The sequence below is a fragment of the Citrobacter sp. RHBSTW-00881 genome (assembly GCF_013728515.1).
GTDB classification, from domain to species: Bacteria; Pseudomonadota; Gammaproteobacteria; order Enterobacterales; family Enterobacteriaceae; genus Citrobacter; species Citrobacter braakii.
Genome location: NZ_CP056269.1, coordinates 1,003,202 through 1,024,560 on the forward strand (window position 1 = coordinate 1,003,202; position 21,359 = coordinate 1,024,560).

Annotated in this window: 17 protein-coding genes and 1 pseudogene; 11 read left to right on the forward strand and 7 right to left on the reverse strand. The window is 52.4% G+C overall.

The features are described from left to right. Positions 1-356 precede the first annotated feature (356 nt). Complete coding sequence (locus HV311_RS04810; protein ID WP_223952806.1) at positions 357-989, reverse strand: winged helix-turn-helix transcriptional regulator; 633 nt, start codon at positions 987-989, stop codon at positions 357-359. Positions 990-1,371: 382 nt separating this feature from the next. On the opposite strand from HV311_RS04810, the gene HV311_RS04815 reads away from it, so the two are divergent. Beyond that, positions 1,372-2,028 (forward strand): winged helix-turn-helix transcriptional regulator, encoded by a 657-nt coding sequence (locus HV311_RS04815; RefSeq protein WP_046276166.1) that lies wholly within the window; start codon positions 1,372-1,374, stop codon positions 2,026-2,028. Between the two features lie 113 nt (positions 2,029-2,141). Beyond that, on the forward strand, positions 2,142-2,813 hold the full coding sequence (gene queE, locus HV311_RS04820) for a 7-carboxy-7-deazaguanine synthase QueE (protein WP_016154229.1): 672 nt from the start codon (positions 2,142-2,144) through the stop codon (positions 2,811-2,813). Between the two features lie 52 nt (positions 2,814-2,865). On the opposite strand, the gene HV311_RS04825 is transcribed toward queE, so the two are convergent. Both HV311_RS04825 and HV311_RS04830 read right to left on the reverse strand, forming a co-directional pair. Beyond that, positions 2,866-4,344 carry an FGGY-family carbohydrate kinase gene (locus HV311_RS04825; protein ID WP_191220781.1) on the reverse strand — a complete coding sequence of 493 codons (1,479 nt, stop codon included), beginning with the start codon at positions 4,342-4,344 and terminating at the stop codon, positions 2,866-2,868. 26 nt (positions 4,345-4,370) lie between these two features. Further along, positions 4,371-5,669, reverse strand: a complete 1,299-nt coding sequence (locus tag HV311_RS04830) for an MFS transporter (protein WP_047414311.1) — start codon at positions 5,667-5,669, stop codon at positions 4,371-4,373. Between the two features lie 318 nt (positions 5,670-5,987). On the opposite strand from HV311_RS04830, the gene HV311_RS04835 reads away from it, so the two are divergent. The 5 genes and pseudogenes from HV311_RS04835 (at position 5,988) to HV311_RS04855 (ending at position 11,302) form a co-directional block, all read left to right on the forward strand. Further along, entirely contained in the window at positions 5,988-6,773 is a 786-nt protein-coding gene (locus HV311_RS04835; protein ID WP_016154226.1) for an SDR family oxidoreductase, read from the forward strand. 59 nt (positions 6,774-6,832) lie between these two features. Next, on the forward strand, positions 6,833-8,287 hold the full coding sequence (locus HV311_RS04840; RefSeq protein WP_047357892.1) for an FAD-binding oxidoreductase: 1,455 nt from the start codon (positions 6,833-6,835) through the stop codon (positions 8,285-8,287). 45 nt (positions 8,288-8,332) lie between these two features. Then, positions 8,333-9,691: pseudogene (locus HV311_RS04845) on the forward strand (MFS transporter); the annotation flags it as partial. After that, positions 9,669-10,451, forward strand: a complete 783-nt coding sequence (locus HV311_RS04850) for an electron transfer flavoprotein subunit beta/FixA family protein (RefSeq protein ID WP_191220783.1) — start codon at positions 9,669-9,671, stop codon at positions 10,449-10,451. The pseudogene HV311_RS04845 and the gene HV311_RS04850, both read left to right, overlap by 23 nt. Further along, on the forward strand, positions 10,448-11,302 hold the full coding sequence (locus HV311_RS04855; protein ID WP_191220784.1) for an electron transfer flavoprotein subunit alpha/FixB family protein: 855 nt from the start codon (positions 10,448-10,450) through the stop codon (positions 11,300-11,302). The genes HV311_RS04850 and HV311_RS04855 overlap by 4 nt, the downstream gene beginning before the upstream one ends. Positions 11,303-11,352: 50 nt before the next feature. Here HV311_RS04855 and HV311_RS04860 read toward each other — a convergent pair whose 3' ends face one another. The 4 genes from HV311_RS04860 to queD all read right to left on the reverse strand — a co-directional run bounded on the left by HV311_RS04860 (position 11,353) and on the right by queD (position 13,911). Next, positions 11,353-11,928: a glycerol-3-phosphate responsive antiterminator gene (locus HV311_RS04860; protein ID WP_016157338.1), complete on the reverse strand. Its 576-nt coding sequence runs from the start codon at positions 11,926-11,928 to the stop codon at positions 11,353-11,355. 16 nt (positions 11,929-11,944) lie between these two features. Further along, positions 11,945-12,205, reverse strand: a complete 261-nt coding sequence (locus HV311_RS04865; RefSeq protein ID WP_103847974.1) for a ferredoxin family protein — start codon at positions 12,203-12,205, stop codon at positions 11,945-11,947. Next, on the reverse strand, positions 12,196-13,467 hold the full coding sequence (locus tag HV311_RS04870; RefSeq protein ID WP_191220785.1) for an FAD-dependent oxidoreductase: 1,272 nt from the start codon (positions 13,465-13,467) through the stop codon (positions 12,196-12,198). Before HV311_RS04870 ends, HV311_RS04865 begins: the two co-directional genes overlap by 10 nt. 81 nt (positions 13,468-13,548) lie before the next feature. Beyond that, a complete protein-coding gene (gene queD / locus HV311_RS04875; protein WP_016154218.1) occupies positions 13,549-13,911 on the reverse strand; it encodes a 6-carboxytetrahydropterin synthase QueD in 363 nt (120 codons plus the stop codon). Positions 13,912-14,216: 305 nt separating this feature from the next. Here queD and cysJ point away from each other — a divergent pair, with 305 nt between their 5' ends. The 4 genes from cysJ to cas3 all read left to right on the forward strand — a co-directional run bounded on the left by cysJ (position 14,217) and on the right by cas3 (position 21,357). Next, entirely contained in the window at positions 14,217-16,016 is a 1,800-nt protein-coding gene (gene cysJ / locus HV311_RS04880; RefSeq protein WP_191220786.1) for an NADPH-dependent assimilatory sulfite reductase flavoprotein subunit, read from the forward strand. Continuing rightward, positions 16,016-17,728 (forward strand): assimilatory sulfite reductase (NADPH) hemoprotein subunit, encoded by a 1,713-nt coding sequence (cysI, locus tag HV311_RS04885; RefSeq protein ID WP_016154216.1) that lies wholly within the window; start codon positions 16,016-16,018, stop codon positions 17,726-17,728. The genes cysJ and cysI overlap by 1 nt, the downstream gene beginning before the upstream one ends. Positions 17,729-17,743: 15 nt before the next feature. Further along, positions 17,744-18,478, forward strand: coding sequence for a phosphoadenosine phosphosulfate reductase (gene cysH, locus HV311_RS04890; protein ID WP_019077568.1), 735 nt, complete (start codon positions 17,744-17,746; stop codon positions 18,476-18,478). A 191-nt stretch (positions 18,479-18,669) separates the two neighbouring features. Next, on the forward strand, positions 18,670-21,357 hold the full coding sequence (cas3, locus tag HV311_RS04895) for a CRISPR-associated helicase Cas3' (RefSeq protein ID WP_191220787.1): 2,688 nt from the start codon (positions 18,670-18,672) through the stop codon (positions 21,355-21,357). Positions 21,358-21,359: the final 2 nt, after the last annotated feature.

The window sequence follows — 21,359 nt, forward strand, 5'->3', positions numbered from 1 at the left end:
GCCAGGCAAACGGCAGCTTTTTGAAATTTATCAATAGAATATCGTCCCGTTTCCAGGCTCACAGATCTCTAATGATAATATTAATAGAATGACAGTTCCCTGCTTTTATATTTAAAACGGGCTTGTCAAACGTTATAATTTGTATGAGATTATTCTTGTACATTTCAAAATATCCGGCAACACTTTTTTGGGTGTAATTTTACACCCTGTGTGTTTTCCGCGATAAAAGGGTTATGCCAGAGGGGACGGTAAGTCTTGGGAAAATAGCGACTGCCAGTTAACAAAACAAGAACATATTATAAGGGTAAACATTTCATCGAAGAGAGTACGTTATTTTTCTTCGTTGATACAATAGGTTAGTACTTTAACGGAAGATGCTCGATTGTCAAAAGGATGCCGTTTTCAATGCTGATATAGCCCCCCTTTTTAAGCTGTGCGAGGATTTTCATAATGCTGCTACGTGAAAGGCTGGTTTTCTGCTGGATATACTGCGCGGCAGAAACATCATGTCTGTATTCCGCTGGTTCACTCATCAACTCCTGTAATTGAACGCGGACAATTTCATAGGCACAGGTGGCCATGAGCCTGGTATTTATCGTATACAGTCGTGAGGTGACTCTGAGGCTATGGCAGGCCAGCAGCCTCCAGAGATTGTGCTCGGTGACGAACTGGTTGACCTTATCGGTACGGGTAATGGCGATCTCAGAGGTACTGTGGGTCTGAATAAACATCCCCGCCTCGGCGTAAAGTGTTCCACTGAGACCCATGATCCCTGGCACATACAGCGTGCCCAGCAGAATTTCACTCGTCTGATGATAGACGTTGCACACGCCGCTTCGTACCAGATAGCAGTACGCAACGCCATTATTATAAAGATATAACCGGGTGTTGGGAGGATACATAGCAAAAGTCGCCAGAGGAGCCAGGCTTTCCAGCAGTTCGGCGGTAGCGGAGAGGTTCAGACTGCGATCCGGATGTTCGGTATCCATAACATACTCCTCATGTTGATTGACGCTCACTTAAAATTTGACTCAGAATTATCCGATAGATCTTAATCTTATTTCTTTTTAAATCAATATCTTCAAAGTAATATTTAATTTTGTTTATATAACAAAATAATTCTGATAAATAATTTATGGTTTTATTACTTATTTCCTTTTGCTAAAATGGCTGTAATATCAAACTGGATGATTTTTAAGAAGAATGAATTCAGTACCCATAATAGTATTATGGATATTTATGCAAGTTATTTATGGGTGTAATTTTACACCCATAAATAACTTTTAAAAATCTAAAACAATTATCATAATTATCGTTTATGTGAGGGGAGTCGTTAGGGGGATGTTCATAAGCCTATGGAGGGATTTATTTGTGAATAATAAAAAAAGAGCCACCTCAATAAGTTACAGCATCAGACACAAAAAGCCTCTGGCTGATATCAATCAACTGATAAGTATCCTTACACCTTCAGCCAATAAGTTGACGCTCGCCAATAAGCAGTCACTTAACTTTAGAGTGGAAGGGGAGCATAAATGTTTTTTACTTCATCACGGTAACATTACGCTTTATCGCCATGCCGACGGTATTGCCTTAAATTCAGAATCAGCTCCCTACATATTTGGCTTAAGTACGCAGTTGCTGGAGCATGATTATTTCTATATCAGAACGAATGAGACTTCTGATATTAGCGTTCTTTCTATTGCCGATGCTAACCGGATTATCGACAGGAGTAACCTGTGGAAAGGCGTAGCCGCGCTATTAATTTATAGTGCGACAAGAATGTTCGATCACTGCACGAAGATCTCGGCATTATCTTCTTATGAGATTATATGCTATCAGCTCTATGAACTGATGGATGAAACAGAAGAAGTGAGAAATAATGTCAGCATTGTTTCTTATATTTTAAGCCGTACCTTTCTGTCACGCAGCAGCATCATGAAGATACTGGCTCAACTGAAGACTGGAAATTATATCGAGACTGAAAAAGGCCTGCTCAGAGCGATAAACAACATACCTTCAAAATATTAAATCATCACCGCTGGCGACAGCACCTGAAGCCACAGAGGCGCGGCGGCTCCCGTACATGACCTGATGACCGAAATCTGCGATACTTATGCTTTATCCCCCTCACAGAGATGACTATGCAGTACCCGATTAACGAGATGTTCCAGACCCTGCAAGGTGAGGGTTACTTTACCGGCGTCCCCGCCATTTTTATTCGTTTACAGGGATGCCCGGTTGGCTGTGCCTGGTGCGATACCAAACACACCTGGGATAAGCTTGAGGATCGGGAAGTTTCCCTGTACAGCATCCTGGCTAAGACCAAAGAGAGCGATAAATGGGGCGCGGCGAGTAGCGAGGATCTGCTGGCGGTCATTGTGCGTCAGGGCTATACCGCCCGTCACGTGGTGATAACCGGTGGCGAGCCCTGCATTCATGACCTGATGCCGCTGACAGACCTGCTGGAAAAGAACGGCTTTAGCTGCCAGATTGAAACCAGCGGTACCCACGAAGTGCGCTGTACGCCGAATACCTGGGTGACCGTATCGCCGAAGGTGAATATGCGCGGCGGTTATGATGTGCTGTCGCAGGCGCTGGAGCGTGCGAATGAAATCAAACATCCGGTTGGTCGCGTTCGCGATATTGAAGCGCTGGATGAACTGCTGGCTACGTTGAGCGACGACAAACCGCGTATCATCGCCTTACAGCCAATCAGCCAGAAAGAAGATGCCACGCGTTTGTGTATTGATACCTGTATTGCGCGTAACTGGCGTCTGTCGATGCAGACCCATAAATATCTGAATATTGCCTGATGATAATGGGTTTATCGGCCTGCATTGAGTGCTACATGCAGGCCGGACAACCTTATGCGTTAGACCAGCTCTGAATCGAATTAACGTTATCCAGGCCGCCATGCAGTACTTCATACGACTTTTTCAGGATCACATCGGTGTGCTGGGTTAAATCGCGGAAAATCCCTTTGTTCAGCGCGTCATAGCGTCTGGCATTGCTTTCTATTGGTGTGAATACATCTTTCACCCGTACCATTTTTTCAATTGCGGTCTCATAGTTCGGATAGAGACCAAGCCCTACCGCCGTGTTAATTGCCGCGCCCAGGCTGGCGCAACCGTTAATGGCATTCCGTCTTGCGGGAAGATTGAACACGTCGGCAAAGATTTGCATGAATAGATCGCTGTTTGAACCACCGCCCGTAATGATCACTTGTTTAGCGAAGTGATTCATTTCGTTACACATATTGTCGTAATTGTTTTTCAGCGTCAGCGCAACGCTTTCCAGAATAGAGCGGTAAATCCATGCGTAGTCCATGCTGGAGTCAAAGCCAATCATGATCCCACGTTTGAACGGTTCCCACGGGTTGGTCAGCCAGTCCAGGACGGTCATCAGGCCATTGCAACCGGGTGGTACGCTGGCCGCTTTCTTATTCAGCAAATCTTCCGGCGACAGATCCTGTGCTTTCGCATCCTGGATTAGTGATTCCCCCAACATATCCCGCAGCCAACTGACCGTCCACATCCCTTTGCGAATGCCATAGCCTTCGTAGAGCAGCGTTTGCGGAATCGAAGACATAATTGGCCAATAAGCGATTGGATCTTTGGGCAGCGCTTTGCCGTTCATCATCAGGGCGATATAGGTGCCTAATGAGATCACCGCGGTTTCGTCGTCCAGCAATCCTGCGCCCAGGGCCTCTACCGGTTTGTCGCTGGTGGTGCAAACCACCGGTAATCCGGCGGGGAAGCTGGTCGCTTTCGCCGCTGCATCCGTCAGGTGCCCGAGCACGGTTCCCGGCATCTGCACCTCGAACAGCATCCTGCGCGGGATATTGAATTTCTTCACCACCTCCGGGTCGTCGCTCCATGTCCAGGTTTTGTAATCCACCGGCCACTGACCAAAGTAGTTGGCGATATTGTCTTTAAATTCACCGGTTAAGCGATGTGACAAATAACCTGAAAATGAGGTGACGTAAGCCACATCAGGATTGGCGTGCTCATAGGGGCGGGTGACGCGCGCGTCCTGCCAGCTGATCAATGGCGCAGCGGGCGTGCCGTCTGCTTTGAGCAATGCGCGACAGCAGCGAATGGAGCCCAGACCAATCCCGACAATGTCTTTTGGATCTCCCGCGAACTGGCTCATTAAGTCTTTGCCAGCAAAACACAATGAAGCCCATAAATCGTCGTCGGGATGCTCTGCCGTATCGGCGTCGGGAGTAAACATCGGTTGCAGGAGACCTTTTCCTTCACACACCACGTTACCTTCCAGATCGTACATCACAACCTTGGTACTCTGACTTCCGCCATCAATTCCAATGATGTATTTCTTTGACATTGTCATTCTCCTTTAATTTTCCATCTTCACTCGCCGGAGGTTTCTGCGGCCAGTGAGGTTATCTTTTCCGGTGCGGCGTTGTTGGTGCGAATTTTGCGAAACAATAAGAACGTGAAGAGGATGACCATGCACAGCGCCGCCAGTCCCATCAGCCACATATTGCGATAGGCTTGTGCCGCCGGGAGCGTATCCTGCCAGTGGCCGACAATCGGATAGACGAACACGTCGGGCAGAAAACCGATCACCGAGCAGATCCCTACGGTGGTTCCCATGATGTAAGAAGGGGTTCTGGCCTCGCCGGGACAAGCCCAGTAAAGCCCGCGCGAGGCGTAGCAGGTGAAGCCCAGCAGCAGAATCAGGCCGATCCCCATAACTACGGACTGCGGATTTGAGTTCGTCACCAGCAGGGCAATCAGCGCAGCGGCGCCGACAATTGAAAGCAGTTGCACCACGCGCGTTGGCGACTTAATTTTGCTGTAGGTGGTGATGATGCCGCCCAGTGGCCCACAGATAGCCCGGAAGATCTTGTTGATGACGATCCCCATGTAGCTCGCCGCGACCAGCGACATGCCGTACATTTCAGTCAGATAGTTGGTGGAGTAGCTGAGAATGGCGTAGATCGTAAAGACGCCAAAAATAACCATGCTGCAATACCAGGTGGTGCTGATACGCAACACGGCGATGATATCTTTGAGCTGAAACGGCTGCTTATCCTCTTTCGCACCGTGGCTGCGGCTGTTGCCATCGTTCACGAAGAACCAGCACAAAATTCCCAACAGGATGTAAACCACGCTATAAATCAGGATCACGGCCTTCAGGCTGTTGCTGTCGTCCGGTGCGAAGCGAGAAAAGACCCACATGGTAAATACCGCCAGCGACATGACGCCGACGCCGCGCAGGCCTTCCATCCAGCCCATGATTTTCCCTTGTTCACTGTGATCCCCCAGCAGCGAGGCGGCTTTAATTGATACCGACCACAGCATCAGGATTGTCGTGATGGCAAAGGCGACCTGAATACAGAGCATGACCCACAGCGGTGGATAGGTCATCATCAGCAGACCGAGCAAGCCGGTAATTATCATGGCTGAGGTGATCATTTTGCGATGGGAGAATTTATCGGCAATAACGCCGCTGGGCGCATACAGAATAATAGCGGCAACGCCAAAGGTACTCATTATTAATCCAATTTCGGTATTGCTAAATCCCATGAATTTTGCCATGGGAATTTGATAGATATAACGTAAATAGGCTAAATCAAAACTAACGCCACCACTGAAACTAATAATGGCGAGTGTTATCCAACGGCGATATGAGGATTGTTGCATATCGGGCTCTCATTTTATGCAGACAAAAAAAAGAGAAAAGTAAACCGCCCTTTCAGGTGGATTACTTTTCTCAGGTCTCTAGTAATTGCGCTTAGAAATAACATGGAAGTGTGGGTTATAGTGTGAGAATAATCACGCTTCTTGTTTTTAGTCATCAATACAGAATGAACAAAACATCTGTGATTTTGATCACGTTAGATATTTTCTCGTTATGCTAAAAATTCATTCCAGTTACCAGAGATAATGAGAAAGGTGACTTCCCTCTAGCGGGGGAAGTTGCCTTTCTTTTTTTTTGCCTAAAGGAATTTGGAGCCAGCTATGTCAATCGAATCTCTCAATGCATTCTCAATGAATTTTTTCTCCCTGAAAGGGAAAACGGCGATCGTAACGGGTGGCAACAGCGGTCTGGGTCAGGCTTTTGCGATGGCGCTGGCGAAAGCCGGGGCGAATCTGTTTATCCCAAGTTTTGTAAAAGATAACGGTGAAACGAAAGAAATCATTGAGAAACAGGGTGTTGAAGTTGAATTCATGCAGGTGGATATCACCGAGAAAGGTGCCCCGCAGAAGATTATTGCCGCCTGCTGCGAGCGTTTTGGCACCGTTGATATTCTGGTGAACAATGCCGGAATTTGTAAGCTGAATAAGGTACTGGACTTTGGTCGTGCGGACTGGGATCCGATGATTGACGTCAACCTGACGGCGGCGTTTGAACTGAGCTACGAAGCGGCAAAAATTATGATTCCGCAAAACAGCGGTAAAATTATAAATATCTGTTCTTTGTTCTCTTATCTTGGCGGACAGTGGTCTCCGGCTTATTCAGCGACAAAACATGCGCTTGCCGGTTTTACCAAGGCGTATTGCGATGAATTGGGGCAATATAATATTCAGGTTAACGGTATCGCACCGGGATATTATGCAACGGATATTACGCTGGCTACGCGCAGCAATCCGGAAACGAATCAGCGCGTATTGGATCATATCCCGGCTAATCGTTGGGGCGATACCCAGGATTTAATGGGGGCTGCGATATTCCTTGCCAGTCAGGCTTCTAATTATGTTAACGGTCATTTACTGGTCGTCGATGGCGGTTATTTAGTTCGCTAATCTCTACCTATAGTTTCTGTATTATTAATTGTTCTGCTAATTATCAGGAAGGAATAGCTATGCCTTTATCTCGCGAAGCGATTGTTGACCAGTTAAAAGAAATTGTTGGGTCCGAACGCGTAATTACCGATGAAACGGTATTAAAGAAAAACAGTATTGACCGCTTTCGTAAATATGCCGACATTCACGGTATTTATACACTACCCATTCCGGCGGCAGTGGTAAAACTCGGTTCGACAGAGCAGGTTTCCCGCGTTCTGGCGTTTATGAATCAGCATAAAATCAATGGAGTTCCGCGTACCGGCGCATCCGCGACGGAAGGGGGGCTGGAAACGGTGGTTAAAGACTCCGTGGTGCTGGACGGGGCAGGGATGAACCAGATCCTGAGCATTGATATTGAAAATATGCAGGCGACGGCACAATGCGGCGTGCCGCTTGAGATTCTGGAAAACGCATTGCGCGAAAAAGGGTATACCACCGGGCACTCGCCGCAGTCTAAGCCGCTGGCGCAGATGGGCGGCCTGGTTGCAACCCGCAGCATCGGGCAGTTCTCCACTCTTTACGGTGCCATTGAAGATATGGTCGTGGGGCTGGAGGCGGTGCTGCCGGACGGCACGGTAACCCGCATCAAGAACGTGCCACGCCGGGCTGCCGGGCCGGACATTCGCCACATCATCATTGGGAACGAAGGCGCGCTGTGCTATATCACTGAAGTGACGGTGAAAATCTTCAAGTTCACGCCGGAAAATAACCTTTTTTACGGCTACATTCTGGACGATATGAATATCGGTTTCGACATCCTGCGTGAAGTGATGGTGGAAGGCTACCGTCCTTCGATTGCACGCCTGTATGACGCCGAGGATGGCACCCAGCACTTCACTCATTTTGCTGACGGGAAATGCGTGTTGATCTTCATGGCTGAGGGCAATCCGCGAATGGCGCAAGCCACTGGCGAGGGCATTGCGGAGATCGTCGCGCGTTATCCACAGTGTAAGCGTGTGGACAGCAAGCTGATTGAGAACTGGTTTAACCATCTGAACTGGGGCCCGGAAAAAGTGGCTGCCGAACGCGTGCAGATCCTGAAAACCGGCAATATGGGCTTTACGACGGAAGTTTCCGGCAGCTGGAGCTGCATCCATCAAATTTACGAAAACGTGATCCATCGTATTCGTACTGAATTCCCACACGCGGATGACATCACCATGCTGGGCGGTCACTCTTCCCATAGTTATATCAACGGAACCAACATGTACTTTGTGTATGACTACAACGTGGTGGACTGCAAGCCGGAAGAGGAGATTGATAAGTACCACAACCCGCTTAACAAGATTATTTGCGAAGAGACGATCCGTCTTGGCGGCTCAATGGTGCATCACCACGGCATCGGCAAGCATCGTGTTCACTGGAGCAAGCTGGAACATGGCAGCGCGTGGCCGCTGCTGGAAGGTCTGAAACGTCAGTTTGATCCAAACGGCATTATGAACACGGGAACGATCTACCCGATTGAGAAATAAACATCAGCTGGCTTCCTGACCGGGAAGCCACAATTTTACCGGACAGGGGTAGAAATGAACACTTCACCGGTGCGAATGGACGATTTACCGCTTAACGGTTTTCACTGTCGTATTGCCGCCTTGACCTTTGGTGCTCACCTTACCGACGGCTATGTTCTTGGCGTTGTCGGCTATGCCATTATTCAGTTAACACCTGCCATGCAGCTCACGCCGTTTATGACCGGGATGATTGGCGGCTCGGCGCTGCTCGGGTTGTTTCTCGGTAGTCTGGTGTTGGGCTGGATTTCAGACCACATTGGTCGACAGAAGATCTTCACTTTCAGCTTTGTGTTGATCACCATCGCCTCTTTTTTACAGCTTTTCGCCACCTCGCCGGAACAGCTTATTGGTTTACGTATTCTGATTGGGATTGGGCTGGGAGGCGATTATTCCGTAGGGCACACTCTGTTGGCCGAATTTTCTCCACGGCGACATCGGGGAGTGTTGCTGGGGGCTTTTAGCGTGGTATGGACCATCGGCTATGTGCTGGCAAGCCTGGCGGGGCACTATTTTATCACCGAAAGCCCGGATGCCTGGCGCTGGCTGCTGGCGTCGGCGGCGCTGCCCGCACTATTGATTACCCTGCTTCGCTGGGGGACGCCGGAATCGCCTCGATGGCTGCTGCGCCAGGGGCGTTTCGCGGAAGCCCACGCTATTGTTCACCGCTATCTTGGGTCGCACGTATTGCTCGGCGACGAGGTTTCTGCGGCGTCCGGGAAACATATCAAAACGCTCTTTTCCCCTCTCTACTGGCGGCGAACCGCGTTTAACAGCGTGTTTTTTGTTTGTCTGGTGATCCCCTGGTTTGTTATCTACACCTGGCTGCCTACCATTGCCGGGACCCTCGGCCTGGAGGATGCGCTCACCGCCAGCCTGCTGCTGAATGCGTTGTTAATCGTTGGCGCACTGCTGGGGCTGGTATTAACACATCTGCTGGCGCACCGCCGGTTTCTGCTTGGGAGTTTTTTTCTGTTGGCTGCCACGCTGGTGGTGATGGCTTGTCTGCCATCTGGTAGCTCGTTGACGCTGCTGCTTTTTGTCCTGTTCAGCACCACAATTTCTGCGGTCAGTAATCTGGTAGGGATCCTGCCTGCTGAAAGCTTCCCGACGGATATCCGTTCGCTGGGCGTGGGTTTTGCGACGTCGATGAGCAGATTGGGCGCAGCAATCAGCACCGGCCTGCTGCCCTGGACGCTGGCGCAATGGGGGATGCAGGTCACGCTGCTGCTGCTGGCTGGCGTGCTCCTCATTGGATTTATGGTGACATGGCTATGGGCACCGGAAACGAAGGCATTGCCGCTGGTGGCGGCCGGAAGCGTGGAGAAAAGACAGGGAGGATCACATGAACATTCTGTTCGCGTTTAAGGCCGAACCAGACTCCGGCATGTTGGCGGAAAAAGACTGGCTGGCGGCGACGGAAGATAACCGTGGCCCGGACACCGCGCTGCTGCGCTGTTCTCCTGGTGCCGATGAGCAGGCGGCTGCGGCATTACTGCTGGCGCAACGTCGTGAAGGTTGTGATATGACGTTAACCGCGCTAAGCATTAGCGATGAGCGTGCGATTCATTGGTTGCGCTATTTTGCCGCGCTGGGTTTTGATAAGCCGGTGTTGCTGGAAACGACGGCGGATCTGCGCTTTGCGCCGGAATTCATTGCCCGGCAAATAACTGGCTGGCAGCGTCATCACGGCGCGGATTTGATTATCACTGGCTGTCAGAGTAGCGAAGGGCAGAACGGGCAAACGCCATTTTTGATGGCTGAAATGTTGGCCTGGCCCTGCTTTACCCAGGTGGAGCGTTTTACGCTGACGCCGCCTTTTGTTGTTGTCGAGCAACGAACGGCGACCGGGTTGCGCCGCTGCCGGGTGCGGCTTCCGGCTGTAATTGCCGTCAGGCAATGTGGTGAAGTTGCGCTTCCCGTCCCCGGAATGCGTCAGCGTCTGGCGGCGGCAAAAGCGGCAATTTTACGTCAGCCTGCGTCCAGTGATGAAACTCCGAACGTGCAATGTCAGAAGCTGGCGCGACCGGCGCAGCGGCGCAGCGCCACGCTTATCGACGGCGCGACGGCGCAGGAAAAAGCGCGGATATTGTGGAATGATTATTTGCGCCAGAGGATGCAGCCATGAAGATCGTTGTGATTACGGAATCGGGTGAATGCGCTGCACTGGCAGGCTGGATTGCAGAAAACGCGCTTAATGCAGCAGAACTGGAACGCTGGACTCTAGACCCGATGCCGGACGTGGCGGAGCAGGTGCTGGACGCGCTGGCGACGCAGTGGTTGCTGACGCCAGCCGACATCCTGATTTTTCCGGCGGGTGCGCTGGGGGATGAGCTTGCGACGCGGCTGGCCTGGCGCCTGCATGGCGGCAGCGTTTGCCAGGCGCAGACGCTGGATGCGCAACAGGGGCTGGTGACGAAATCCCACTGGGGGAATGCGCTGACGGCCAGGCTACAAATCACCGCGCGTCCCTTGTGCCTTTCACTGGCGCGACAACCGGAAACGCGCGCGTCGGGCAACGTTCTCCCAGCGCTGGTGGAACGCCGCATTGTCCCCACGACGACGCCGGGCTGGCTGGATAGCGTAGAAAGCATCGACCGTGTTACAGCTCATCCTTTGTTGCAGGCCGGGCGTGTGCTGGTGGTAGGGCAGGGAAGAAGTGACGCCGATGCCGAAAAAATTACCGCTCTCGGTAAGGTGCTTGGTGCCGAAGTGGGCTACAGCCGTGCGCGGGTGATGAACGGTGGTTTTGACGCTGAGCGCGTGATTGGGATATCGGGGCATCTGCTTGCGCCGGATGTCTGCATTGTGGCGGGAGCGTCCGGCGCGGCGGCGCTAATGGCCGGGGTTCGTCAGAGCCAGTTCGTCGTGGCAATAAACGGTGATGCCAGTGCGCCTGTCTTCTCACAGGCGGATGTCGGGATTGTGGATGACTGGCTGCCGGTGCTGGAGGCGTTGGCAGCCATCGCAGAAAATTAATTCAGGGGGAGGCCGGATCAGGTGTTTACACCGCTATCCGGCACCTCGGGTTAATGCAGCTTTTTCGCTAACGTCCAGACGTCGGTGTTGGTAGTTGAAAGTGCTGCTACACCAGCTTTCATCGCATTGCGGGCGTCCTCTTCATCGCAAACCAGACCACCGGCAATCAACGGCTGGCGTATTTTTTCCGTCACCCATCCCAGCACTTTTGGCATGCATCCCGGCAGGATTTCAATACAGTCCGGGTTCGACTGTGCGACCTGCTTATCAATGTTGTGAAAAGAGATAGAGTCGACGATAAACAGGCGATGAATACAGAAAAAGCCCTCCGCCCGCGCGGCTTTCAGCATCGACGCTTTGGTACTGATGATGCCGTCGGCCTCGGTGACCAGCTTCAGAAACTGGATCACCACCTCTTTATTAGACGCGCCCTCCAGCAGATCAACGTGGATAAATGCGTACTTACCGGCATTTTTAATTTTCTTTACGATATGGCTGATGGTGCAGATATTGCCGTACAAAACAGAGATGAACTGGCATTCGGAATCAATGGCTAATTGCAGGCTGGCGTTGTCTTTCACGGCGGCAATAACCGGATTCTGGCGAAGCAGGTGTAACAGGGGCATAAATTATCCTATTAAATTATCCAAATCGGTAAGTGATGCCAAAGCCGGACGCGGGGTAGCGCCACTGTTGCAGCGTTTTTTCATCACACAGCAGTCGACAGGTGCCGCACTCCAGGCAGCCGCGAAAGTTGACCCGTAGCTCACCTTCCGCCGTAAGAGAAAACAGTCCGGCGGGGCAGGATGCGATCAGCCGTTGTGCCGTTTTGCTGTCAATAACGGTCGCAGGAACGATATGTGAAATGTCGGCGGGACGCCAGACGTTACGGGCTACAGACATCGTAAGCTCCTGATGATATCGCCTGCCAGATGACGCAGGCCGTGACGACGAAACTGACGCCAGACAATCTGGCGCAGCGGGGCTACCGGGCGGTCGCCCTGATGCCAGATTTCACGGGAAATAGCCTCCATCAGCATGGGCCATTGACGATACCATCCGGGGCGCTGGAGCAACGCCGGAACATCCCGGTAACGTTGCAGAACGTCCCACAGCAGGCTGTGCTGGATGTCGTGGTGATAAGCCGGAAACAGATTTTGCGGCTCGCGTTTCTGACAGGCGTTAATCAATGTTTGCGCCGCCGCCTGAGCACCAATGAGCGCCATATCCATGCCGCGAACGGAGAAACCGGTATTCACACAGCTGCGTAGCGCATCGCCCACCAGCAGCCAGCCGTCTCCGGCGTACTGTACGGGCAGGCTGTGCAGGCCGCCTTCTGGTACCAGATGTGCGCCATATTCCAGCGTTTCGCTGCCTCTGAGCAGCGGATGTAACGCCGGATGCGTCTTGAGCCGTTCCAGCAGTTCAGCCGCCGGGATATCGCTCTGTGCCAAAGAGGAGAGCGGACAAACCACGCCCAGAGAGAGTGTATCTTGATTGGTATAAAGAAACGCGCCGCCGGGAAGCTCGCCACAAATATTGCCACTAAACAGCATTGCCGCGCCTTCGTCATTGGATAAGCGGAAACGTTCCTCAAGTAACGATTTATCCAGCGCCAAAGTCTCTTTAATGCCTAATGCCATTGCGGCTGTCGAGGGACGCGGCAGGAATCCGTAGCGCTCGGCCAGCACGCTGTTTGCCCCTTCCGCCAGTACCACATAACGGGCGCGCAGCGTCTCGTTATCGGCAATAACGCCGCAGGCTCTGCCCTCTTCGATATGGAGCGCCTCGACCGTCACACCGTTGATAAACTGTACGCCTTCGGCCTCGGCCTGGGCGACAAACCACGGGTCGAAGCGGGCGCGCAGCAGGCTCCATGAGTCTCCATCCGGTTGCAGGCTGGAGTACGTCGTTGCGCCATCGCGAGTTAACAGCGAGAGATTTTCCTGGGTAATTCGGCGTTCAAGTGGGGCTGAATGTTGGAAGTGGGGAAGAAGTTCACCGAGCGCGTGAGTATACAGACGCCCGCCTGAAAGGTTTTTACTGCCGGGAAGCTCGCCGCGTTCAATAAGCAAAACTGACAGTCCTGCTCGCACGCAGCGTAAAGCACAAGCGGTGCCCGCTATCCCTGCACCGATAATAATAATATCGAAATCGTCAGACATGTTGTGCTCCAGATATCCAGAGCACATAACCCTAACAGAGTGTTAGTTAAGGAAAATTGACCGTTGCCACAGACGATACAATCATTCCCCGCGATACACGCAGCCTGCTGTGCAGGTCTCTTTCACCATTACGGCACTCAGCAGAGGGACAACCGGTTTAACCTGATCCCAAATCCATTTGGCCAGTACTTCACTGGTTGGGTTTTCTAAGCCAGGAATATCGTTCAGATAGTAGTGATCGAGTCTGTTGTAAGTTGGCTTAAACGCGGCTTTTAACTCAGAAAAATCCATGATCCAACCGGTATGCGGATCGACTTCACCGGTAATTTCAAGACGCACCATAAATGAGTGACCATGCAGGCGGCCACACTTATGCCCTTCCGGTACATGCGGCAGGCGGTGAGCGGCTTCGAAGGTGAAATCTTTAAACAAGGTGGTGGACATTTTTTACTCTCAAGAATGCGAAAAACCGCCGTAGGGTACCGTAAAGAGCGAATTTTATCATTAGTTAAAAGGGCGCTGAGTATCAGAACGACCTATTCATGATGGTAATATTTAATAATTATTGATATATCATATGGTTATCCAATCTGTTTTGCTGTTAATAACTATAACTAAAACAGGTTAGTTCATTTGGTTATTTGTTATTTCTATCCCTTCTTTAATTGTTACTATCCCCGCCGTTAACCTTATCTTCAGTTTGGGTTTTATTGCTGAAATCCGCTTTGCTTACTGGAACATGACAACGCATGACGACACAGGCCCCACCTTCCGCTCTGCTACCGCTAAACCCGGAGCAACTGGCACGCCTTCAGGCGGCCACGACCGATTTCACTCCCGCACAGCTTGCGTGGGTTTCTGGCTATTTTTGGGGCGTGCTGAATCAGCAGCCAGGCAGCAATGCGGCGACTCCTGCTCCTGCTGCTGAAATGCCTGGCATTACGCTTATCTCCGCCTCGCAAACCGGTAATGCGCGTCGTGTGGCGGAAGCCCTGCGCGATGATCTGATCGCTGCGAAGCTCAACGTCACTCTCATCAATGCTGGCGACTATAAATTCAAACAGATCGCCAATGAGAAATTGCTGATCGTAGTGGCGTCGACGCAAGGGGAAGGTGAACCGGCGGAAGAAGCCGTAGCGTTGCATAAATTCCTGTTCTCGAAAAAAGCGCCGAAGCTTGATAACACCGCTTTTGCCGTGTTTGGTCTTGGTGACACTTCTTACGAGTTTTTCTGTCAGTCAGGAAAAGACTTCGATGCAAAACTGGCTGAGCTGGGCGGTGAGCGTCTGCTTGATCGCGTGGATGCCGATGTGGAATACCAGAATGCAGCCGCCGAATGGCGTGCGCGCGTGGTTGAGATGCTGAAATCCCGTGCGCCGGTCGCCGCGCCTGCTCAGGCCATTGCCAGCGGAGCGGTAAATGAGATCCACTCCAGCCCGTATACCAAAGAATCTCCGCTGACGGCGAGCCTGTCGGTGAATCAGAAAATCACCGGTCGCGACTCGGAAAAAGATGTGCGCCATATTGAAATCGATCTCGGCGATTCCGGCCTGCGCTACCAGCCGGGCGATGCCTTAGGTGTCTGGTATCAGAACGATCCTGAGCTGGTCAAAGAGCTGGTTGAATTGCTGTGGCTGAAAGGAGATGAGCCGGTCACGGTTGACGGCAAAACCCTGTCGCTCACCGAAGCGCTGCAGTGGCATTTCGAGCTGACGGTTAACACCGGCAATATCGTCGAGAACTATGCCACTTTAACCCGTAGCGACTCTCTGCTGCCGCTGGTGGGCGACAAAGCGCAATTGCAGCATTACGCCGCAACCACGCCAATCGTCGATATGGTGCGTTTCTCCCCAGCGCAACTGGACGCCCAAACGTTGGTTGATCTTCTGCGCCCGCTGACGCCGCGTTTGTATTCTATTGCCTCTTCTCAGGCGGAAGTGGAAAGCGAAGTGCACGTCACCGTGGGCGTGGTGCGTTATGACATTGAAGGTCGGGCCCGTGCTGGTGGTGCGTCCAGTTTCCTCGCCGATCGCGTGGAAGAAGAGGGCGAAGTGCGCGTGTTCATCGAACACAACGATAACTTCCGCCTGCCGGCTAACCCGCAGACACCGGTGATTATGATTGGACCAGGCACGGGGATTGCGCCGTTCCGTGCATTCATGCAGCAGCGTGCGGCTGACGGAGCCGAAGGCAAAAACTGGCTGTTTTTTGGCAACCCACACTTTACCGAAGATTTCCTGTACCAGGTGGAATGGCAGCGTTACGTCAAAGAGGGCGTGCTGAGCCGTATCGATCTGGCCTGGTCCCGTGACCAGAAAGAAAAAATATACGTACAAGACAAACTGCGCCAACAGGGTGCGGAACTGTGGCGCTGGATAAACGACGGTGCCCACATTTATGTCTGCGGCGACGCCAATCGCATGGCGAAAGACGTTGAGCAGGCTTTGTTGGAAGTGATTGCCGAATTCGGTTCTATGGATATCGAAGCGGCGGATGAATTTTTAAGTGAGCTGCGCATTGAGCGCCGTTATCAGCGAGATGTCTACTAATGAGCGAAAAATACCCAGGACCATTGGTGGTCGAAGGCAAGCTGTCCGACGCTGAGCGTATGAAGCTGGAAAGCAACTATCTGCGCGGTACGATTGCCGAAGATTTAAACGACGGCCTGACCGGCGGCTTCAAAGGCGACAACTTCCTGCTGATCCGTTTTCACGGTATGTACCAGCAGGATGACCGCGATATCCGCGCCGAACGAGCCGAGCAAAAGCTGGAGCCGCGTCACGCGATGCTGCTGCGCTGCCGTCTGCCGGGTGGGGTGATCACCACCAAACAGTGGCAGGCGATCGACACGTTCGCCCATGACAACACGATTTACGGCAGCATTCGTCTGACCAACCGTCAGACCTTCCAGTTTCACGGCATTCTGAAGAAGAACGTTAAGCCGGTACACCAGATGCTGCATTCGGTCGGGCTGGACGCGCTGGCGACCGCCAACGACATGAACCGTAACGTTCTGTGTACCTCTAACCCGTACGAGTCCGAGCTGCACGCCCAAGCCTATGAATGGGCGAAGAAGATCTCCGAACATCTGCTGCCGCGTACTCGCGCCTATGCAGAAATTTGGCTGGATCAGGAGAAGGTTGCGACCACCGACGAAGAGCCGATCCTCGGTCAAACCTATCTGCCGCGTAAGTTTAAAACCACGGTCGTAATCCCGCCGCAGAACGATATAGATCTGCACGCCAACGACATGAACTTCGTGGCGATTGCCGAAAACGGCAAGCTGGTGGGCTTTAACCTGCTGGTCGGCGGTGGTTTGTCGATTGAGCACGGCAATAAGAAAACCTACGCCCGCACCGCGAGCGAGTTCGGCTATCTGCCGCTGGAGCACACCCTGGCGGTAGCAGAAGCTGTGGTGACAACGCAGCGCGACTGGGGTAATCGTACCGATCGTAAAAACGCCAAAACCAAATACACGCTTGAACGCGTTGGTATCGACACGTTCAAAGAGGAAGTGGAGCGTCGCGCGGGCATCAAATTTGAGCCGATCCGCCCGTACGAGTTCACCGGTCGCGGCGATCGTATTGGTTGGGTAAAAGGGATCGACAATAACTGGCACCTGACGCTGTTTATTGAAAACGGTCGTATCCTGGATTATCCGGGCCGTCCGCTGAAAACCGGCCTGCTGGAGATCGCGAAGATCCACAAAGGGGATTTCCGCATCACCGCCAACCAGAACCTGATCATTGCTGGTGTGCCGGAAAGCCAAAAAGCGAAGATCGAGAAGCTGGCGCGCGATCACGGATTGATGAATGCGGTGAAGCCGCAGCGTGAAAACTCGATGGCCTGCGTGTCGTTCCCGACCTGTCCGCTGGCGATGGCGGAGGCCGAACGTTTCCTGCCATCGTTCACTGATAAAGTGGAAGCTATTCTCGAAAAACACGGCATTCCTGACGAGCATATTGTGATGCGCGTTACAGGTTGCCCGAACGGCTGCGGCCGCGCGATGCTGGCGGAACTGGGCCTGGTGGGTAAAGCGCCGGGGCGCTACAACGTACACCTTGGCGGTAACCGCATGGGCACGCGCATTCCGCGTATGTATCGCGAAAATATTACGGAATCGGAAATTCTCGACTCCGTTGACGAACTGGTTGGGCGCTGGGCGAAAGAGCGCGAAGCGGGTGAAGGCTTCGGTGATTTTACGGTGCGTGCGGGCATCATTCGCCCGGTGCTCGATCCCGCCCGGGATTTCTGGGAGTAACCACGAGAGGTAATTATGTCCGTACTCGATCTAAACGCCCTTAATGACCTGCCAAAAGTCGACCGCATTCTGGCGCTGGCGGAAACCAACGCACAGCTCGAAAAGCTGGACGCCGAAGGGCGCGTGGCGTGGGCGCTGGAAAACCTGCCTGGTGAATATGTACTGTCATCAAGCTTTGGTATCCAGGCGGCAGTAAGCCTGCACCTGGTGAATCAGATTCACCCGGATATCCCGGTGATCCTCACCGATACCGGCTATTTGTTCCCGGAAACCTACCAGTTTATTGATGAGTTAACGGACAAACTCAAGCTTAATCTGCAAGTCTACCGGGCGAAGGAGAGCGCGGCCTGGCAGGAAGCGCGCTACGGCAAACTGTGGGAGCAGGGCGTTGAAGGCATTGAGAAATACAATGAGATCAACAAAGTCGAGCCGATGAACCGCGCGCTTAAAGAACTGAACGCGCAAACCTGGTTTGCGGGTCTGCGCCGCGAGCAGTCGGGCAGCCGGGCGCATTTGCCGGTGCTGGCTATCCAGCGCGGCGTGTTTAAAGTGCTGCCGATCATCGACTGGGACAACCGTACCGTTTACCAGTATCTGCAAAAGCACGGCCTGAAATACCATCCACTGTGGGATCAGGGCTATCTGTCAGTGGGTGATACCCATACCACCCGCAAATGGGAGCCGGGTATGGCGGAAGAAGAGACGCGGTTCTTCGGATTGAAGCGCGAGTGCGGATTGCACGAAGGGTGATCGTCTCATCAGCACCGGAAAATAGAGGGAAATATTTCTGGTGCTTATTTATATAATTCATCTTATTCATATTTATTATTATCTTGCATAAATACTTTATTTTGCGCGTTAAGGTGTGATTCTGATCACCGATATTATTTCTTAGTCTGTAATTCTCTTAATATATTTGGATTCGGACTTGTTATTAATAAATGGCTAATTACGCACCTTATTTTGCTTACTGGGGAAAAACCGGTAAAAAGGAAAATATTCACGACCAGGGGGATGCATACCATTTGCTGCCCTATCACTGTCTGGATGTGGCGGCCTGCGGTTGGCAAATGGTGATGCGCAATCGCTTTCATGCGGCAGATATCTTTGCCGAATTAGGTTTCTCCCGGGAAGAGGCTGCGCGCTGGTTTGCCTGGATACTGGGGCTCCACGATATAGGGAAATTCGCGCGGGGTTTTCAGCAGCTCAATAAGACGTCTTACCCGGATTTGGTGCCCGGTATCAGCGGGATTGGCTATCCTGAACGACACGACTCGCTGGGATACTGGTTCTGGCAGGGGTTGAGAAAAGCATGGCCCAATGCGTTACCTGCGTTAACACGCGAAAGTGAAAGAACGCTGGATATCTGGCTCAACGTCGTCACCGGTCATCATGGTGTTCCGCCATTAAAGGATGTCAAAGGAAGCGTTGCTTTTACCCCCGAAGACAAAGTGGCTGCCGAAGAATGGATGGCGGCGCTCTCTTCTCTCCTCAATGTCACTGATTTCCCCGACCGGTTTTGCGACAAAATCTGGCGTAAAAAACTCTGTCAACAAAGCTGGCTGCTGGCTGGACTGACAACGCTTGCGGACTGGATGGGATCGAACCAACATGATTTTCCACTGGTCAGTACCGTTATGCCAGATAGCGCGTACTGGCAGAGGGCCTTAGCACAGGCCACGCACGCGCTGGCGCAACTTCCTCAGCTTTCTTCGGTAGATACCCACCGTAATCCGGCCGATCTGTTCCCGTTTATTCAGCACTTAACGCCGCTTCAGCAAAGCGCTATGGACATAGCGATTTCAGCCGAAGGCCCACAACTTTTTGTACTGGAGGATGTGACCGGTGCAGGCAAAACGGAAGCGGCGCTGATCCTCACCCAGCGGTTAATGGCTCAGGGGAAAGGTGACAGCCTGTACGTTGGACTGCCGACTATGGCAACCTCAAACGCCATGTTTCAACGGCTGGCAACGGCTTATCGCGCGTTATTTGTAGCAGAGCAACGCCCGTCGCTGGTGCTGGCGCATGGCTCAAGCGGCATGTCGGAGGCCTTCACGCATTCCCTGTGGTCATCGCGGAATGCCGGACAATCTGCCTATATACCGGATGAACAGGCTGCCAGCAGTACCTGCAATATCTGGTTTGCTGATTCACGCAAGAAATCGCTGCTGGCTGAGGTGGGGGTCGGAACTCTCGATCAGGCATTAATGGCCGCCATGCCATTTCGTCATCAGTCTCTACGTTTGCTCGGGCTGTATCGCAAGATCCTGCTTTTGGACGAAGTACATGCTTATGACAGCTATATGGTGCGTCTGCTGGAAGGGCTACTGACCTTTCATGCGGCTCAGGGCGGTAGCGTCATCATCCTGAGCGCCACGCTGCCCTCGTCTTTACGCCATACGTTACTGAATGCTTTCCAGCGCGGTATTAACGGTGCTCCCGTTATTGCCGATCAAAATGCAGGCTATCCCTGGCTTTCGCATCTCAGTTCGCAGGGGGTATCTGAACGCTATATTCCCACGCGTCCTGAAGTGGCTCGTCGCGTTGCGGTGCAGTGGCTCAACGATCCGGACAGCGCCCGCGAACTGATCCTCCGCACCGTTGAAAGCGGGCAATGCATCTGCTGGATCCGTAACACGGTGGATGACGCGATTACCGTCTATCGCCAGTTGCTGGATAGTGGGCTTGTTCCACCAGAAAACCTGCTGTTATTCCACAGTCGTTTTGCATTTATCGATCGTATGGCAATAGAAAATCGGGCGCTGGAATGGTTCGGAAAATCAAGCACGCCAAGGTTGCGGCGCGGCAAAGTGCTGATCGCAACACAGGTTGTGGAACAGAGTCTGGATCTGGATATCGACGTCATGATTAGCGACCTGGCCCCGGTCGATTTATTGATTCAGCGCGCAGGACGTTTACAGCGCCATATTCGCGATCGGCACGGGGCGCTAACCGGGCAGATGCCAGATGGTCGTCTGTCTCCAGTGTTGCACATTCTGGCGCCGGAGTGGCAACCGGAAGCGGAAAGTGGCTGGCTGGGTGAACATCTCAAAGGTACAGGCTATGTCTACGAAGACCACGCTTGCCTGTGGCGGACACAGGCAATATTGCGCGACAAAGGGGAGATTCGCATGCCGGAAGATGCCCGCGAACTGGTGGAAAGCGTATACGAAGCATGGATAGCCGCGCCCGTTGGCCTGCAAGCTCAGGAGGATAACGTTTACGGCAAAGATCTCAGTGTGAAGGCTGCCGCAAAGCAAAACATTCTGGATTGGGAAACTGGCTATCACCGTACCGCAAGCATGGCGGGATGGAGTGACGACGTGGAGCTTTCCACCCGATTAAGCGAGCCCACCGTCGATTTGTTTCTTGCCTGGCGGGCGGAGGGAGGCTCTCTGCAATCCTACGCCCGGCTGGAACCGTTTTCCTGGCAACAAAGTCGCCTCTCGTTGCGGGAAACGCTCTGGCAGAAAATTGCTGCTAACGCGCCGTGTTTGCAGGGGGAAGAACTCGAACATTTTCGCCACGAAATTCACAACCCGAAGGCACAGGTGCTGTTGCTTACAGAGGGGGATGCGTCGGCAGTTTATAGCAAGGCGTGGGGGTTATCGAGCCAGCATTTGCAGTAATT

Excerpts from the sequence above, each read along its gene's own strand:
- HV311_RS04825 (WP_191220781.1), bottom strand. The coding sequence starts at position 4,344 with ATGTCAAAGAAATACATCATTGGAATTGATGGCGGAAGTCAGAGTACC.
- HV311_RS04860 (WP_016157338.1), bottom strand. The coding sequence starts at position 11,928 with ATGCCCCTGTTACACCTGCTTCGCCAGAATCCGGTTATTGCCGCCGTG.
- HV311_RS04855 (WP_191220784.1), top strand. The coding sequence starts at position 10,448 with ATGAAGATCGTTGTGATTACGGAATCGGGTGAATGCGCTGCACTGGCA.
- cysI (WP_016154216.1), top strand. The coding sequence starts at position 16,016 with ATGAGCGAAAAATACCCAGGACCATTGGTGGTCGAAGGCAAGCTGTCC.
- HV311_RS04870 (WP_191220785.1), bottom strand. The coding sequence starts at position 13,467 with ATGTCTGACGATTTCGATATTATTATTATCGGTGCAGGGATAGCGGGC.
- HV311_RS04840 (WP_047357892.1), top strand. The coding sequence starts at position 6,833 with ATGCCTTTATCTCGCGAAGCGATTGTTGACCAGTTAAAAGAAATTGTT.
- cysJ (WP_191220786.1), top strand. The coding sequence starts at position 14,217 with ATGACGACACAGGCCCCACCTTCCGCTCTGCTACCGCTAAACCCGGAG.
- cas3 (WP_191220787.1), top strand. The coding sequence starts at position 18,670 with ATGGCTAATTACGCACCTTATTTTGCTTACTGGGGAAAAACCGGTAAA.
- queD (WP_016154218.1), bottom strand. The coding sequence starts at position 13,911 with ATGTCCACCACCTTGTTTAAAGATTTCACCTTCGAAGCCGCTCACCGC.
- HV311_RS04830 (WP_047414311.1), bottom strand. The coding sequence starts at position 5,669 with ATGCAACAATCCTCATATCGCCGTTGGATAACACTCGCCATTATTAGT.
- HV311_RS04865 (WP_103847974.1), bottom strand. The coding sequence starts at position 12,205 with ATGTCTGTAGCCCGTAACGTCTGGCGTCCCGCCGACATTTCACATATC.
- HV311_RS04835 (WP_016154226.1), top strand. The coding sequence starts at position 5,988 with ATGTCAATCGAATCTCTCAATGCATTCTCAATGAATTTTTTCTCCCTG.
- HV311_RS04850 (WP_191220783.1), top strand. The coding sequence starts at position 9,669 with ATGAACATTCTGTTCGCGTTTAAGGCCGAACCAGACTCCGGCATGTTG.
- cysH (WP_019077568.1), top strand. The coding sequence starts at position 17,744 with ATGTCCGTACTCGATCTAAACGCCCTTAATGACCTGCCAAAAGTCGAC.
- HV311_RS04810 (WP_223952806.1), bottom strand. The coding sequence starts at position 989 with ATGGATACCGAACATCCGGATCGCAGTCTGAACCTCTCCGCTACCGCC.
- queE (WP_016154229.1), top strand. The coding sequence starts at position 2,142 with ATGCAGTACCCGATTAACGAGATGTTCCAGACCCTGCAAGGTGAGGGT.